Source organism: Solibacillus sp. FSL H8-0523 (genome assembly GCF_038051985.1).
Lineage (GTDB): Bacteria > Bacillota > Bacilli > Bacillales_A > Planococcaceae > Solibacillus.
This window is the reverse complement of the sequence record NZ_CP150291.1, coordinates 3840680-3855780: the sequence shown is the minus strand read 5'-3', so window position 1 is coordinate 3855780 and position 15101 is coordinate 3840680. Positions and strand designations below refer to the sequence as shown.

Annotated in this window: 17 protein-coding genes; 16 read left to right on the top strand and 1 reads right to left on the bottom strand. The window is 38.9% G+C overall.

Annotation, left to right across the window (positions count from 1 at the left end; all coding sequences use genetic code 11):
• The first annotated feature begins 26 nt into the window (after nt 1–26).
• From NSQ62_RS19290 to NSQ62_RS19265, 6 genes are all read left to right on the top strand, one after another.
• A complete protein-coding gene (locus NSQ62_RS19290) occupies nt 27–1097 on the top strand; it encodes a D-alanine--D-alanine ligase (protein WP_341321671.1) in 1071 nt (356 codons plus the stop codon).
• A gap of 12 nt (nt 1098–1109) precedes the next feature.
• Entirely contained in the window at nt 1110–2477 is a 1368-nt protein-coding gene (gene murF / locus NSQ62_RS19285; protein ID WP_341321670.1) for a UDP-N-acetylmuramoyl-tripeptide--D-alanyl-D-alanine ligase, read from the top strand.
• A 122-nt stretch (nt 2478–2599) separates the two neighbouring features.
• Nucleotides 2600–3298 (top strand): alpha/beta fold hydrolase, encoded by a 699-nt coding sequence (locus tag NSQ62_RS19280; protein ID WP_341321669.1) that lies wholly within the window; start codon nt 2600–2602, stop codon nt 3296–3298.
• A gap of 353 nt (nt 3299–3651) precedes the next feature.
• Nucleotides 3652–5232 (top strand): DEAD/DEAH box helicase, encoded by a 1581-nt coding sequence (locus NSQ62_RS19275; protein ID WP_341321668.1) that lies wholly within the window; start codon nt 3652–3654, stop codon nt 5230–5232.
• A 324-nt stretch (nt 5233–5556) separates the two neighbouring features.
• The gene (locus NSQ62_RS19270) at nt 5557–6036 is read left to right on the top strand and encodes a PH domain-containing protein (protein ID WP_341321667.1); all 480 of its coding nucleotides are present in this window, start codon (nt 5557–5559) and stop codon (nt 6034–6036) included.
• Nucleotides 6026–7501: a PH domain-containing protein gene (locus NSQ62_RS19265; RefSeq protein ID WP_341321666.1), complete on the top strand. Its 1476-nt coding sequence runs from the start codon at nt 6026–6028 to the stop codon at nt 7499–7501. Before NSQ62_RS19270 ends, NSQ62_RS19265 begins: the two co-directional genes overlap by 11 nt.
• A gap of 40 nt (nt 7502–7541) precedes the next feature.
• Here NSQ62_RS19265 and NSQ62_RS19260 read toward each other — a convergent pair whose 3' ends face one another.
• Nucleotides 7542–8165: a rhomboid family intramembrane serine protease gene (locus tag NSQ62_RS19260; protein WP_341321665.1), complete on the bottom strand. Its 624-nt coding sequence runs from the start codon at nt 8163–8165 to the stop codon at nt 7542–7544.
• An 82-nt stretch (nt 8166–8247) separates the two neighbouring features.
• Here NSQ62_RS19260 and acpS point away from each other — a divergent pair, with 82 nt between their 5' ends.
• From acpS to sigB, 10 genes are all read left to right on the top strand, one after another.
• On the top strand, nt 8248–8601 hold the full coding sequence (acpS, locus tag NSQ62_RS19255; RefSeq protein WP_341321664.1) for a holo-ACP synthase: 354 nt from the start codon (nt 8248–8250) through the stop codon (nt 8599–8601).
• 67 nt (nt 8602–8668) lie between these two features.
• The gene (locus NSQ62_RS19250) at nt 8669–9667 is read left to right on the top strand and encodes an outer membrane lipoprotein carrier protein LolA (protein ID WP_341321663.1); all 999 of its coding nucleotides are present in this window, start codon (nt 8669–8671) and stop codon (nt 9665–9667) included.
• A 45-nt stretch (nt 9668–9712) separates the two neighbouring features.
• Nucleotides 9713–10831: an alanine racemase gene (alr, locus tag NSQ62_RS19245; protein WP_341321662.1), complete on the top strand. Its 1119-nt coding sequence runs from the start codon at nt 9713–9715 to the stop codon at nt 10829–10831.
• 219 nt (nt 10832–11050) lie between these two features.
• Complete coding sequence (locus NSQ62_RS19240; protein WP_341323983.1) at nt 11051–11278, top strand: transcriptional regulator; 228 nt, start codon at nt 11051–11053, stop codon at nt 11276–11278.
• Nucleotides 11279–11282: 4 nt separating this feature from the next.
• Nucleotides 11283–11633 (top strand): type II toxin-antitoxin system PemK/MazF family toxin, encoded by a 351-nt coding sequence (locus NSQ62_RS19235; RefSeq protein ID WP_341321661.1) that lies wholly within the window; start codon nt 11283–11285, stop codon nt 11631–11633.
• A gap of 313 nt (nt 11634–11946) precedes the next feature.
• A complete protein-coding gene (locus tag NSQ62_RS19230) occupies nt 11947–12348 on the top strand; it encodes an anti-sigma regulatory factor (protein ID WP_341323982.1) in 402 nt (133 codons plus the stop codon).
• 13 nt (nt 12349–12361) lie between these two features.
• Nucleotides 12362–13357 carry a PP2C family protein-serine/threonine phosphatase gene (locus tag NSQ62_RS19225; protein ID WP_341321660.1) on the top strand — a complete coding sequence of 332 codons (996 nt, stop codon included), beginning with the start codon at nt 12362–12364 and terminating at the stop codon, nt 13355–13357.
• A gap of 69 nt (nt 13358–13426) precedes the next feature.
• Nucleotides 13427–13759, top strand: a complete 333-nt coding sequence (locus NSQ62_RS19220) for an STAS domain-containing protein (protein WP_341321659.1) — start codon at nt 13427–13429, stop codon at nt 13757–13759.
• Nucleotides 13759–14229, top strand: coding sequence for an anti-sigma B factor RsbW (gene rsbW / locus NSQ62_RS19215; RefSeq protein WP_341323981.1), 471 nt, complete (start codon nt 13759–13761; stop codon nt 14227–14229). Before NSQ62_RS19220 ends, rsbW begins: the two co-directional genes overlap by 1 nt.
• A complete protein-coding gene (sigB, locus tag NSQ62_RS19210) occupies nt 14207–14992 on the top strand; it encodes an RNA polymerase sigma factor SigB (protein ID WP_341321658.1) in 786 nt (261 codons plus the stop codon). Before rsbW ends, sigB begins: the two co-directional genes overlap by 23 nt.
• The last annotated feature ends 109 nt before the right edge of the window (nt 14993–15101 follow it).

The window sequence follows — 15101 nt, the reverse complement described above, 5'->3', positions numbered from 1 at the left end:
ACTAGTGAAAACTGGAGGTCAACGAAATGAAAAAAAGAATCGGTTTATTATATGGTGGCAAGTCTGCCGAGCATGAGGTATCGCTGTCGACTGCAAAGGCAGTAACACAAGCGTTAGATTTTAACGAGTTTGATGTCTTTCCGATTTTTATTACATTAAATGGTGAATGGCGTGTAGGACCTCAATTAACAGAAGCCGCACAATCAATCGAACAATTACAATTTACATCAACTTCAAAAGCTGATAACAATATTACACAATTTATCACAGCACATATGACAACGCCGTTTAACGTGATTTTCCCGTTGTTACACGGTACAAATGGTGAAGATGGCACAGTGCAAGGGTTTTTAGAAGTATTAAATATTCCGTACGTTGGAAACGGCGTACTTGGTTCAGCTGCGGGTATGGATAAAGTGGCGATGAAGCAGTTGTTTGAAATGGCTGGCTTACCACAAGTACCATACGTACATTTTATTCGTAGTGAATGGGAAAAAAATCAAGCAGGCTATACAGCGAAATGTGAAGATACGCTTGGCTACCCAATGTTCGTTAAACCAGCTAACTTAGGCTCAAGTGTTGGGATTAGTAAAGCAAGTAATGCTAAAGAGTTAGAGAAAGCTGTTGCCTACGCGCTACAATATGACCGTAAAATCGTTGTCGAACAAGGGATCATTGCACGTGAAATCGAGCTAGGTGTCTTAGGGAACGACGAACCAAAAGTATCAGTTGCCGGTGAAATTAAACCGATGACCGAGTTTTATGATTACGATTCAAAATATAAAGACGGCTCAACTGCACTCATTATTCCTGTACCCTTAGAAGAAACGGTGTATATGGATTTAGTAGAAATGGCGAAAAAAGCCTTTAAAGCAATTGATGGTGCCGGCTTAGTACGTGCGGATTTCTTTGTGACAGCAGACAACGAAATTTTCATTAACGAAGTGAATACATTACCAGGCTTTACACCGGTAAGTATGTATCCGTTATTATGGCAACACACGAATGTGCCGTATCCAGAGCTAATCAAAAAATTAATTAGCTTAGCGGTAGAGCGTCACGCAGAAAAACAACAACTTCAATACAATAAAGACTAAGTGGGGTAGACCGTGAAGAAGAATTTACAACAGCTAGCAGACTGGCTACACATTGACAATCAAGCATTTCCAGAGACGCTCGTAACGGGTGTTTCAATTGATACGCGTACCATTCAACAAGGTGATTTATTTATTCCATTTCGTGGTGAAGCGGTAAATGGCCACCGCTTTGTTGAGCAGGCATTTGAAAAAGGTGCAGCGGCGGCGTTATGGATGAATGACGAACCAAACCCACCACAGCATATCCCATTAATTTTTGTAGACGATCCTGAAATGGCGCTACAAGAAATGGCAAAAGCATACCGTAATGAACACAAGGCGACATTTATCGGAATTACTGGTTCAAACGGTAAAACATCGTCAAAAGATATTTTAGCGGGCGCACTGGCACCGTATTATAAAGTACAAAAAACAATCGGTAATTTTAACAATCAGCTAGGCTTACCGATTACGATTTTACAGCTCGATGAGGATACAGAAATTTCAGTATTAGAAATGGGTATGAGCGGATTTGGTGAAATTGAGTTTTTAACGAAGCTCGCACGCCCACATTATGCGCTTATAACGAATATCGGTGAAGCGCATATGCAAGATTTAGGTTCACGTGAAGGCATCGCACAAGCAAAGTTTGAAATCATTAAAGGCTTAGATGAAACAGGTGTTTTATTCTTTGATGGGGATGAGCCGTTACTACAAAATCTTGTCGCGAAAGAAGCAAATTTAAAAACGCAATCAGTTGGTTTTACAGTAGGTCTTGATTTAGTAGCATCAAATATAGAGGCAACAGCTGATGGTAGTAGCTTCCATGTAGAAGGTGCGATCACTGGGGACTTCTTCATTTCAGTACTAGGGGAGCACCAAGTAAAAAATACGTTAAACACGATGCTCGTAAGTAAAGCGCTTGGTTTAACAGACGAACAAATTCGCGCGGCATTAAAGCAAGTTGTGCTAACAGATATGCGTATGCAGCTCATTCCAATAGGGGATTTATTATTTATTAACGATGCCTACAATGCTGCCCCAACAAGCATGCATGCCGCGATTCAATTTGTGAATCAGTCAACGATTCGCGCGGATAAATGGCTTGTGCTTGGCGATATGCTGGAACTTGGTGATGACGAACAGCAAATGCACGAAGAAATTGCCACGCATATCGATGTTAAAAAAGTAAATTATGTTTGTCTATATGGCACGCGTATGAAATGGTTATATGACAAATTACAGCCACAGTTTGCACATGGGCACATTCTGCATGCAGAAACAGACTATGCGCCGATTATCAACACAATTAAGCAGTATGCAACGAACGATACGCTAATCCTAGTAAAAGGGTCGCGTGGCATGAAGCTTGAAACGATTATTGAAAGTGTTTCTGAATAAAAAGACGGCGATGGGATTAGTATGATGCTAATCCCGTCGCCTTTTTTGTGGGATTCTTTTGTAAAAAAAGATACAATAAAATACATAAAGTGACTAATAAAAACGAGAGTTTAGGTGGAATCATGTCAACAGGTGTACTATTTTTACATGGATTTTCAGGAGGCCCTTATGAAGTGCAGCCCCTTGCAGATTTTATAAAAGCACGTACAGATTGGACGCTAAGTATCCCCACATTTTCTGGGCACGGGGCAGCAGAAGAGCTAGCAATGAAAGGCTATAAGGCCGAGCACTGGATGATGGAAGCGGAGATTGCTTATCGTAATTTGAAGAAAAAAGTAGATGAGGTCATCGTAGTAGGTTTTTCAATGGGGGGTGTGATTGCGATGTATTTAGCAATTCGTTATCGGGTGAAAAAGCTCGTTCTCCTGAGCGCGGCAGCAAAATATGTGAGCCCCCCACAGCTTTTAAAAGATATTCGCGTCATGGCAGAGGACTTTATGCGCCATGAATTAGCCGATAACGAATTATTTGCACGCTATAAATTTAAGTTTAAACATGTTCCACTTTCTGCGACAAAAGAATTTACACGTGTTGTGCAAAAAACAGCACCTTATATGAAAAATATCACATGCCCGACATTCATCGTACAAGGAAGGCTCGATGGGATTGTCCCGTTTTCAACGGCAGCTTATTTAGAAAATTTACTGCAATCGACAGACAAAAGAGTATACGTCTCAAAGCATGGCAAACATCATATTTGCTATAGTGACGACTGTGAAAAATGGTTCCAAGAAGTGTTCATTTTCTTAAAGGAAATCTAATAACTCAACAAGCATGTAAGCATAATCGTTGCATACCAATCAATCCCGTGTTAGACTATGTAGAGCAATGGATACATTTTGTGCAAAGACTCTTCAAGCTATTTAGGTGAAGAGTGCTTTTTTTTGATAACGGTTTTATTCTATTTTTTAAATATGCCTAACAATATAAGAAACTGTAGAATCGAACCGCTCGGCAATGACCGGGCTTTCCTTTCATATAAGAGACTCTACGTTGTAGAGATAATTTTTTAGTAACGGAAACGTTCCATTTATAATGGCTCGAAAATTTGCCGCCATTTCATCTGAAAATGTAACCATTTGTCAACTTATAAGTAAAAAGGAGATTGAAGAGTTTGACAAATTTTTCAGAATTAAATATTAGTGAGTCTACATTACGTTCAATTAAACGTATGGGATTTGAAGAAGCAACACCAATCCAAGAAGGTACAGTTACGTTTGCAATGGCTGGTCGTGACGTATTAGGTCAAGCGCAAACTGGTACAGGTAAGACAGCAGCGTTTGGTATTCCATTAATCGAGAAAATCGACCCTAAAAATCCAAACATCCAAGCTTTAGTAATTGCACCAACTCGTGAATTAGCAATCCAAGTATCAGAAGAACTTTATAAATTAGGTTATGACAAACGTGTGAAATTATTATCTGTTTATGGTGGTCAAGAAATCGGACGTCAAATCCGTGCTCTTAAAAACAACCCACAAATTATTGTTGGTACACCAGGACGTATTCAAGATCACATCAACCGTCGTACATTAAAATTAGACGAAGTTCAAACGTTAGTATTAGACGAAGCAGATGAAATGTTAAACATGGGCTTCATCGACGACATCAACGCAATTTTAGAATCAGTACCATCTGATCGCCAAACTTTACTATTCTCAGCGACAATGCCTTCAGCAATCCGTAAAATTGCAGAAACATTCATGAAAAATCCTGAAATCGTAAAAATTCAAGCGAAAGAATTAACAATGGAAAACATTGAGCAATTCTTCGTAAAAGCAACAGATCGTGAAAAATTCGATGCGTTATCTCGTTTATTAGATTCTCAAAAGCCAGAATTAGCAATCATCTTCGGCCGTACAAAACGTCGTGTTGATGAGTTATCTCAAGCATTAGGCTTACGTGGTTTCTTAGCAGAAGGTATTCACGGAGACCTTTCTCAAGCGAAACGTATTTCTGTTTTACGTCAATTTAAAGAAGGTAAAATTGACATCTTAATCGCAACAGACGTAGCTGCTCGTGGATTAGATATTTCAGGTGTAACACACGTTTACAACTTCGATATCCCACAAGATCCAGAATCTTACGTTCACCGTATCGGTCGTACAGGCCGTGCAGGTAAATCGGGTGTTGCAGTAACATTCGTAACACCTCGTGAAATGGGTTACTTACGTATCGTAGAAGAAACTACGAAAAAACGTATGACTCCTCTACGTCCACCAACATCTGAAGAAGCTTTAGTAGGCTTACAAGAAGATGCTGTGCAAACATTAGCGGGATTAGTACAAAACAATGATTTAGGCAACTATCGTGAATTAGCTGCTCAATTATTAGAAAAACATGAAGCACTTGATTTAGTTGCAGCAGCACTTAAATCAGTTACAAAAGAGCCTGATGCTACACCAGTATCATTATCTGAAGAGCGTCCATTACCAATGCGTCGTTCTGGTGGCGGAGGCGGCGGTGGCCGTGGCCGTGGTGGTAATGATCGTAACCGTGGTGGCGGCGGAGGCCGTGGCGGAGACCGTAATCGTGGTGGCGGAGATCGTCGTCGTGAAGGTGGTCAATCAGCAGGTGGTCGCGGTGGCGAACGCCGTGATACTGGCCGTCGTGAAGGCGCTAGCGCTGGCGGACGTCGTGAAGGTTCACCTTCAGCGTCTCGTGATCGTCGTCCTCGTCAACGTCGCGAAGACTAATTTTAAAACTTTAACACATCAGCGAATTTTCGCTGGTGTGTTTTTTTACATAAAAATGGCTCATCACCAATACGGGGACGCTTTTCTGAGGGCGAGGCTTCAACTAATTCGGATGTGCCTCTTTTGAATGATTTGAAAATGTTCTAATTGAATCTGCACAACAATTCATCAAAGTGAAAAATCAATCCCATATTATGGTGATGAGCATAAAAATAAAGTATTGGTAAAGTTTCGGTAAGTGTAAATTAGATATAGTATGATAAAAACGAAACAATTATGCGTCTTCGTCCGTAGAATAAACTAGAGAAAACGAGGTGTAAAACGATGAGAGCACAACCACAATATCAATTACCAAAAAAAGCAATAACTGTTTGGCGTTTGTACGGCTTTTTCCAGACGATATTTTTGGCTTTAGTAGCAGCAGGAGCCGTATTTTTAACAATGAAGTTTGATTGGCCAATTTGGATTCAATGGACGATGATTACCGTCGTCATTTTATCAATTATTTGTTCCATTATTCTTTTTCCAAGCATTCGCTGGAAAATTTGGCGTTATGAAGTACGTGAGCAGGAAATAGAAATTCAAAGTGGGTTATTCGTAGTAACGCGTACATTGATCCCTATGGTGCGCGTACAGCATGTTGATACAGAACAAGGACCGATTTTAAAAAAATATAATTTAGCGAATATCTCGATTTCATCAGCAGCAACGACGCATACAATACCGATGTTGGAAATTGAAGACGCAGATTTATTACGAATGAAAATTTCCGAATTAGCAAGGGTGGCGGAAGATGATGTCTAATGAGAAATTTAAACTTCATCCCATTGCGGCGATTATACACGTTGTCAAAGCATTAAAAGACTTACTTATTCCGATTGTCATTATCCTAGTGGCGAATGGTGGGAACATTAATTTAGATTATCGCAGCGAGGATTTTTTTGGTGAAATGGTGCCACTGTTATTTTTAGTTGTTATTTTACTTTGGACGATATTTAGTGGACTAATTAAATGGTGGACGTTTGTTTACTGGTTTGAAGAGAGCGAACTGCGTGTCGAGTATGGGTTATTTGTGAAAAAGAAACGTTATATTCCGTTTGACCGTATTCAAAATTTAAATTACAAAGAGGGTATTTTTCATCGTATCTTTAAGTTAGTAGAAGTACAGGTAGAAACGGCTGGAAGTAAGAACGGAAAGCCGGAAGCAGAACTAACAGCGGTAACACGTGTGGCAGCTGACGAAGTTGAGCAGCGTATGAAGCGTGCAAAGCAAAAACAACAACCAATCGAAGAGTCCGAGCAACAATCTATAGAAGAAACACCACCCTCGACATTTATTCATAAAATGAAAGTTCCTGAGCTACTTTTACTAGCGACAACTTCAAGTGGAATCGGTGTGGTACTTGCAGGGGTGTTTGCGGTTGTTTCGCAGTTTGCAGAGTTTATTCCGTTCGATTCCATTTATGATGAGCTCGCTTTTTTAATGAAGTATAGTTTTGTTGTAGTGGCCATTTTAATTGCGTTAGGACTCTTACTAACGTGGGTGATTTCTGTTGGATTAACATTCTTAAATTATTATAATTTCACTGTCTCAAAAGAGCAGGAACGTTTAATTATTACACGTGGCCTCATTGAAAAAAAGCGTGTAACCATTCCGTTAAACCGTGTACAGGCGATTAAAATTGTAGAAAATCCATTCCAACAGCTACTAGGGCTTGCTTCAGTTGCAGTGGAAAGTGCGGGGGGCGGTTTTAGTGGGGAAGCGGATAAAAAAATTATTTTATTCCCACTCATCGCGAAAAAAGAGGCACTTGCCCCACTAAGTGCGCTATTTCCAGATTACGATTTTACGTTAATGCCTCAAGTCGTACCACCGAAAAAAGCGCAGCCATTTTTCTATCGTATTGATTTTGTATGGCTTGTCCCGCTGATTGGACTTGTTTCGTACTTCTTTTATCCGTACGGACTATTGTCACTGCTACTTGTTGTACCAATTCTTTTGTTAGGCAAATGGCAGTTTAAAACAACAGGCTACACATTATTTGATCACCAAATTATGATACAATCACGCATGATTAGCCGTGTAACATTTTTTGCGATGAAAAAGCGTATTCAAGTTACACAAGGCCGTCAAACCTATTTCCAAAAACGCCGTGAAATTGGAACAGCGAAAATCATTGTGATGTCAGGTATGACCGGGGCATCAGCAAGTGTGCGTCATGTTGAACAACAAGAAGTAGAACGAATTTTAGGTTGGTATGAACAATAAAAACGACCGCTCTCATTAAGCAAGAGAGCGGTCGTTTTTACTATTTTACACGTGTGATATTTTTTTTGCGCCAACGTAGCATGTTTTTTGGATTGAAGTAGACAATACCTAAAACGAAACCAGCAATGAGCCCACCTAAATGTGCAGCAATATTAATGTTTGGAGTAATAAATGTCATAAAGACACTAACTACGATTAGCGGTAAGATAATTTGCTTGAGCTGCGGGAATAAATGTCTCGTGTAGTAAACAAGTGCAGCGAATGCACCGAATATCCCGTATAAAGCACCACTTGCACCAACGCTTGCATAGCCTGCGTCTTGCGTTAAATACGTCGCAGCAACACCAAAAATGCCCGTTAAAAAGTAAATCGTTAAAAAGCGCATTTTACCTGCAATTTTTTCAAGCTCAGGTCCAAATAAAAATAACGAGAACATATTAAAAAGGACATGTGTAAAGCCTGCATGTAAAAACATAGAGGTAACGACGCGCCACCATTCGCCTTCAGCGATCAACCCATTTACGCTCGCACCCGTATATAAAAGCCATGTACCGAAACCAGGGATTAACGTCAGTAAAAAAACAATAAAGTTAATAGCCATAATTGACGACACTACAGGATATAGCGTAATGTATTGTTTAAAATTTTCTCTGCGAATAAACATATTCCACCTCGATTACGTCCTAAAAAAGAATTACACTTATTATACATTGGAATAATGTGCAAAAGAAAGGGAGAGCCTTCATATGATTAAAGGAATCGGATTGGATTTAGTAGAGTTAGAGCGTATTGAAAAAATGATGCTGCGCTCAAAGCGATTTATCGAGCGTATTTTAACCGAAAAAGAGCAGCAGATTTTTGAAACGCTCTCACATGCGCGTAAAGTAGAATTTTTAGCAGGCCGATTTGCAGCAAAGGAAGCCTATTCAAAAGCAAATGGAACAGGTATCGGAAAAGATTGCGAACTCCAGCAAATTGAAATTTTAAAAGATGAGATTGGAAAGCCTGTACTCTATTTTGACGGCGAACTTGTAAATGGTTTTATTTCGATTACGCATACGAAAACAACGGCAGCAGCGCAAGTAATCTTAATGCAGTAATACATACATGGCCTGTTCTTTTCATATGTTAGGTTATCGAAATCAGATGAAAAGAAAGGGTGGAGCGTTGAAAATTCGATTGCTCGTACTTGTCGCATGTTGTCTATTGTTAGCAGCGTGTGGCAAAGCAACACAGGAAGAAGTCATTGAAGATGTGAATAAAAAGTGGAGCGACACAAAAGGTTATGAACTAACAGCGTCGATGGAAGTACGTACAGGTGGTGAACCAAGAGCTTATGATGTAAACGTGTGGCATACGAAGCCGGATTATTACCGGGTATCAGTGAATCCACAAGGAGAAACAGAGCAACAGTTAATCGTTCGAAATGAAGAAGGGGTTTTTGTGGTGACACCAGCACTACGAAAAACACATAAGTTTCAAAGTGAATGGCCAAAGCAAAATAGCCAGGGCTACTTGATTGGTACATTAGCGGAAGACTTACTTGCAGATAAAAATGCTGTGATGACCGAAGATGAAGAAAATTTTGTGTTTGAACTTGCAACGCGTAATGTGGACCGTACTGCACTTCCGGTTCAACAAATTGCTATTAACAAAAAAACAATGCTACCAACAAAGGTAACGGTGCTGGATGAAGCGTTACAAGAGCAAGTGGTAATTCTTTTTAAGGATATTAAATTAGGTGTACAACATAAGGCAGAGGAATATGCTGTAGAAAAATTTTCAGAAAATGAAGAAAAAAAGGCGGCAAGTGCCGATATAGTTAACACCGAGTTTCGAGTACACTATCCAACAATGGACTGGGCGCATACGAAATTAACGGAAGAACTAGAAGTAAAGGAAGAAGGGAACTCGCGCGTCATTTTAACGTTTGATGGAGAGAAGCCGTTTACATTGATGCAACAGCCAATACGTTATAATGAAAGTGTATTACCTGTATTTTCTTCTGGAGATCCAGCTGATTTAGGGTATACTATCGGTGCCATTACAGAAAATTCAATTCAGTGGGATAAAGATGGTATGTCGTTTTTCATTGCATCGACAGAGCTTACAAGAGAAGAATTATTAGAAGTAGCAGCAAGTGTCCAAGAGGGCAGTATGAAGTAATTTGTAACTTATGTTTAAACTTACAAAAAGAGGGTAAAAATAAAAATGTGTATTCAAACGAATTATCGACCTACAAAAGCAGTAATTGATTTACAAGCAATTGCATCTAACATTAGCTCACTGCGCAAACATCTGCAACCAGACGTACAAATCATTGCTGTAGTGAAGGCCAATGCATATGGCCATGGTGATATTGAAGTAGCAAAAGCAGCAATTCGAGCAGGAGCAACAATGCTTGCCGTTGCAACACCTGATGAAGCTGTACATATGAGAACTAACTTTCCCGATATCGATATTTTAATATTAGGAGCAACACCACTAAACTTTATTCCATACGCTTCCAAAGAAAATATTACCCTGACTGTTTTTTCTGCAGATTGGATCAACCATGCGAATGCGTATTCACCACTTCCGCAATCCGTAAAGGTGCATATTAAAATTGATTCCGGCATGGGGCGCATTGGTGTGACAACAAAAGAAGAGTTACAAGCACTATACGAAGCCATTGCAGCCACATCACAGTTTATTCTTGACGGTATTTTCACACATTTCGCAACAGCAGATGAAGAAGATACGTTGTACTTTGACAACCAAGTATACCTATTTAAGGAGCTTTTAGGGGCGTTACCTACAAAGCCTAGACTTGTTCATGTGGCAAATACCGCAACGGCATTAGTAAAAGACACATCCTTACAGTATGATGCCGTACGATTTGGGATTTCGATGTATGGGTTAACTCCTTCTTCATATGTCGGCGAAATTTTACCATTTCCGATTCAACCAGCCTTTTCGTTACAAACAGAGCTTGTACACGTAAAGAAACTAGAGGCGGGACAATCAGTTGGTTATGGTGCTCTGTTTACCGCAAACGAAGACGTATACATTGGAACAATTCCTATTGGCTACGCAGATGGGATGATTCGTAAGTTAAGCGGGCAAGAGGTACTTGTAGGTGGCGAGCGTGCGAAAATTATTGGTCGAATTTGTATGGATCAAAGTATGATTTTACTTCCGAAAGCATATAATGTGGGAGAGCCTGTTGTATTGATTGGTAAGCAAGGCCAACAGGAAATTACAATGGATGATTGGGCCAACAAGTTAGAAACAATTAATTATGAAGTACCTTGTGTCATTACGGCTCGAGTTCCAAGAGTATATAAATAAGATGTGATTTATGTGAAATGTAGATTATAATAAGTACCTCCACGTAATATTCTGTTTCCGTCGCGAGAATTGTCAGTTTTTTTGTTTTCTTGTCTTTTCTTTGCGAACATTCAATGTTAGAATGAATTAGAAATGGTATGGACGGTGGAGGTGCTTGTTTTGTACGCAAAAGAAATTGTAGAAGTAGAAGAAGTAGTAATTAATATTCCAAATGAGTTAATTGCACAATTTGAAAGAACATTTGGTAGGAATACGGATGGGAACGAAGTAATCACGTATTTAGCTACTAAAGAATATACAAAGCATATGCAACCAAATCAAATACGGGAAGCTTTAATGAAGGGCTATGTGGAAATGTCGCAAATTAATCTGACAATTTGCAGTGAGTGCTTACATGCAGAGTATGAGGCAGAACATATGGTGGAGCGTCTCGTAAGCGGGGGATGACAATTTGATTGTAAAACGTGGAGACGTTTTTTTTGCCGATTTATCACCAGTTATTGGGTCTGAACAGGGTGGTACAAGACCTGTTCTTATTATTCAAAATGATATAGGTAATCGTTTTAGCCCAACAGTTATTATTGCTGCAATTACTGCGCAAATTCAAAAAGCAAAATTGCCTACACATGTTGAAATCGATGCGAAAAAGTATGGGTTTGAACGTGATTCAGTAATTTTGCTTGAACAATTGCGTACTATTGATAAATCTCGATTAACAGATCGGATTACACAGCTTGATGCCAAATTAATGCATGAGGTGGATATTGCACTTGGTATTAGTTTAGGACTTGTAAAATTTTAATACATAAAAAAAGCATCGAGACATCTGGTTTCGGTGCTTTTTTATAGCTAAAAAGTAAAAATTCGTTAAACATTAGATGTGTTGGCGTAGTTTATTCAATGGCTAAGGAGAAACTGATCAAGAAGTGAGTCTTATCTAGTGTAAAAAAGTTTAGGATGAATTAGAATAAAGTCTATAAATTGTATATTAATGTTAATTTATTTTATTTTCGTAGAATTAACAAAAAAACATCGTATTTTGCTATAATTGATGTACAATTCAGAAAAAATAAACTATTCAAGTGAATGATTTTAAAAGATTTGGAGGCGCTATGATGGAAATCAGATCTACCGTAGAAATTATAACTGAATGGGATATTGTAGCTGCACGCCAATTAGGTAGGGACGAAGCGAAAGCGATAGGTTTTGGTGCGGTAGACCAAGCTCGAATTACGACGGCAATTAGCGAATTAGCTCGAAACATATATTTATATGCACGCGCGGGTGAAATTGTACTAGAACGTATTCGAGATGGAAGTAAAGTAGGTATACGCATTATTGCGGCTGACAAAGGGCCAGGCATTAATAATTTAAAAAAGGTGATGGAAGACGGTTATTCTACGTCTGGCGGCTTAGGCGCGGGACTTCCTGGTGTCAAACGGTTGATGGATAAGATGGATATTCAATCATCTATAGGGGAAGGCACGTTGGTTGTGATTGAAAAATGGGTGCAGTAGGAAGTGATTATACTTGAAAGAATTACAAATCCAATATCATAAAATATTAGCAGACTACTTAGCAAATCAAACAGAACGAAATTTGTATATTGGGCAAAACTTTATTCGACAACTTATTCAGAAGAAAGTTACACCTGAGGAAGTAATTAATATTCATAAGCATGCACTTGAGCAGATTTATCCGAATTTATCGAGAGAGGTTTCAAACAGCTACGATTTCCTAATCGAAATTATGGTGCATTTCGGGCTAACGCTTAAAGAGCATGAAAGTCTGTTAGAGCAGCAAGAAGAGTTACGGGTTGAAATGAATGTTGCAACGAAAATTCAAGACATGATTCTTCGTACAACAATTCCAAAAATAAATGCAATCGATGTAGGGATGGTATCGATTCCTATTCGCAAAATGAATGGAGACTACGTACATTTTTTAAGCGATGATGAAAACTATGTTAGTGTAGCGGTTACCGATGTTGTTGGCAAGGGTGTTCCCGCTGCACTTTGCATGTCGATGGTGAAATATGGGCTTGATACATTAGAGTATGCAACAAATGATCCATCTTATATTTTAGAAGTGTTAAATCGCATCATTGAAAAAAGTGTAGATGATAGCATGTTTGTATCGATGTTTTACGGAACGTACGATATGGAAGATAATTTGTTTACGTACGGCTCTGCCGGGCACGAACCGGCTATTTATTACAAGGCACGTGAGCAAACATTCTATGACTTGGAATCGAAAGGGCTATTGTTAGGCGTAATGCCTGAAGTTAAATACCCACAGCATGAAATTGAACTAGAAGATAATGATTTTATTTTAATGATTACGGACGGTGTAACGGATTTTCGTAAGCAAGGGGATCTCGATCCACGGGATGTTATAAAAGATCTCGCATTAAGCTATAGCCATCTAACAGCGCAAGAAATGTGTGAAAGAATGTATACCTATTTGAAGGCAATGCCAGACTTTGATTTGGAAGACGACTTTACTGTAGTTATTTTCAAAAAATAGTTTAAAAGTGTTTAGGTACAAGCAATAAAGGGAAACTTAATATAGTTTAGTATACGGAGGTGTCTGGAAATGAATGTTAATGTTCAATTTAGAGAAGATGGTAGTGTTCTAAGAGGTTATATTGAGGGTGAAATTGATACATTTACAGCCCCTATTTTGCGTGAAGAGTTAGAAACAGTACACATTGTAGAAGGGCGTGAAATTGAACTTGATCTATCAAAGGTAAATTACATGGATAGTACAGGCTTAGGGATTTTTGTAGCGTTTTATAAAAAAGTAATACGAGAAAATGCATCACTAAAATTAGTGAATTTATCGAATCGTTTAGTAAGATTATTCGAAATTACAGGATTAAGTGAATTAATGAGTATTGAAACCAACGAGGAATTGGAGTTGAAATGATGAGAGCATTTGATTATATCGAAATTCGAGTGCCGGCTAAGCCGCAGTATGTTAGTGTCATTCGTTTAACAATTTCGGGATTAGCTGTACGTGTTGGATTCACTTACGATGAAATAGAAGATTTGAAAATTGCCACAAGTGAAGCAGTAACAAATGTTGTTCATCATGCTTACAAGGAAGACGATAGCGGAGAGGTTGTTATTGGCTGTGCGCTTTTCGATGATAAAATCGAAATCATGGTGGCGGATTACGGTGTTAGCTTTAACTTTGAAGAAGTAAAATCGAAAATCGGTCCTTACCATGAAAATGAAAATGTAGCACTTTTACGTGAAGGTGGATTAGGGATTTATTTAATGGAAACTTTAATGGATGAAGTGAAGTTAAATAATGAAGGAGGCGTAACTGTTTTCATGACAAAGTATGTCTCGAGAGAGCAGGTGAAGGGGAATGTCGAAAGAATCACTACCTAGAAATTCATCAAAAGAAGAAGTACTAGATTGGATTGCTGACTATCAAGGGCATGCGAGTGAAGAAGCGCAAACGAATTTAGTCATTCACTATCAACAATTAGTCGAATCGATTGCTCGTAAATATTCTCATGGTAAATCGTATTATGATGATATTGTACAAGTAGGTATGCTAGGCTTATTAGGTGCAATTCGTCGATTTGACCCCTCATTTGGCAGGAGTTTTGAAGCATTTGCTGTGCCAACGATTGTCGGGGAAATTAAACGCTTTTTACGTGATAAAACATGGGATGTTCATGTTCCAAGACGTATTAAGGAATTAGGTCCACGTATTAAATCGGCAGTAGAGGCATTAACAACTGAATTGCAACGCTCACCATCCATTAGTGAAATTGCAAATTTTTTAGAGGTACAAGACGAAGAAGTATTAGAGGCCATGGAGATGGGGCGTAGTTACCAAGCGTTATCGATGGATCATTCCATCGAATCTGATTCAGATGGTAGCACGGTCACGTTATTTGATGTCGTTGGTAAAGAGGATGTCGGTTTTGAGGTAACGAACCGTCGTATGATTGTAGCAGATGCAATGAATGTATTAACTGAACGAGAGCATCAAATTATTCAATTAACCTATTTAGAGCAGCTAAGTCAAAAAGAAGCGGGCGAACGACTCGGTATCTCGCAAATGCATGTTTCACGCATTCAGCGTAAGGCGATAAAAAAATTACAAGATACTATCGTATCGAGTGGCGGCGTTTCACTTTAATAGTTTGGAGTCTACTAGAAGTGGGCTCTTTTTTTGTACGCAAAAATACGAGTTTGTAAGAGTAACGAGGAAATGTTAGTGGTACACTAAAAGAAGTTCAAACGCAAAA

Excerpts from the sequence above, each read along its gene's own strand:
- NSQ62_RS19270 (WP_341321667.1), top strand. The coding sequence starts at position 5,557 with ATGAGAGCACAACCACAATATCAATTACCAAAAAAAGCAATAACTGTT.
- acpS (WP_341321664.1), top strand. The coding sequence starts at position 8,248 with ATGATTAAAGGAATCGGATTGGATTTAGTAGAGTTAGAGCGTATTGAA.
- rsbW (WP_341323981.1), top strand. The coding sequence starts at position 13,759 with ATGAGAGCATTTGATTATATCGAAATTCGAGTGCCGGCTAAGCCGCAG.
- alr (WP_341321662.1), top strand. The coding sequence starts at position 9,713 with ATGTGTATTCAAACGAATTATCGACCTACAAAAGCAGTAATTGATTTA.
- NSQ62_RS19265 (WP_341321666.1), top strand. The coding sequence starts at position 6,026 with ATGATGTCTAATGAGAAATTTAAACTTCATCCCATTGCGGCGATTATA.
- NSQ62_RS19280 (WP_341321669.1), top strand. The coding sequence starts at position 2,600 with ATGTCAACAGGTGTACTATTTTTACATGGATTTTCAGGAGGCCCTTAT.
- NSQ62_RS19220 (WP_341321659.1), top strand. The coding sequence starts at position 13,427 with ATGAATGTTAATGTTCAATTTAGAGAAGATGGTAGTGTTCTAAGAGGT.
- sigB (WP_341321658.1), top strand. The coding sequence starts at position 14,207 with ATGTCGAAAGAATCACTACCTAGAAATTCATCAAAAGAAGAAGTACTA.
- NSQ62_RS19260 (WP_341321665.1), bottom strand. The coding sequence starts at position 8,165 with ATGTTTATTCGCAGAGAAAATTTTAAACAATACATTACGCTATATCCT.
- NSQ62_RS19290 (WP_341321671.1), top strand. The coding sequence starts at position 27 with ATGAAAAAAAGAATCGGTTTATTATATGGTGGCAAGTCTGCCGAGCAT.
- NSQ62_RS19230 (WP_341323982.1), top strand. The coding sequence starts at position 11,947 with ATGGAAATCAGATCTACCGTAGAAATTATAACTGAATGGGATATTGTA.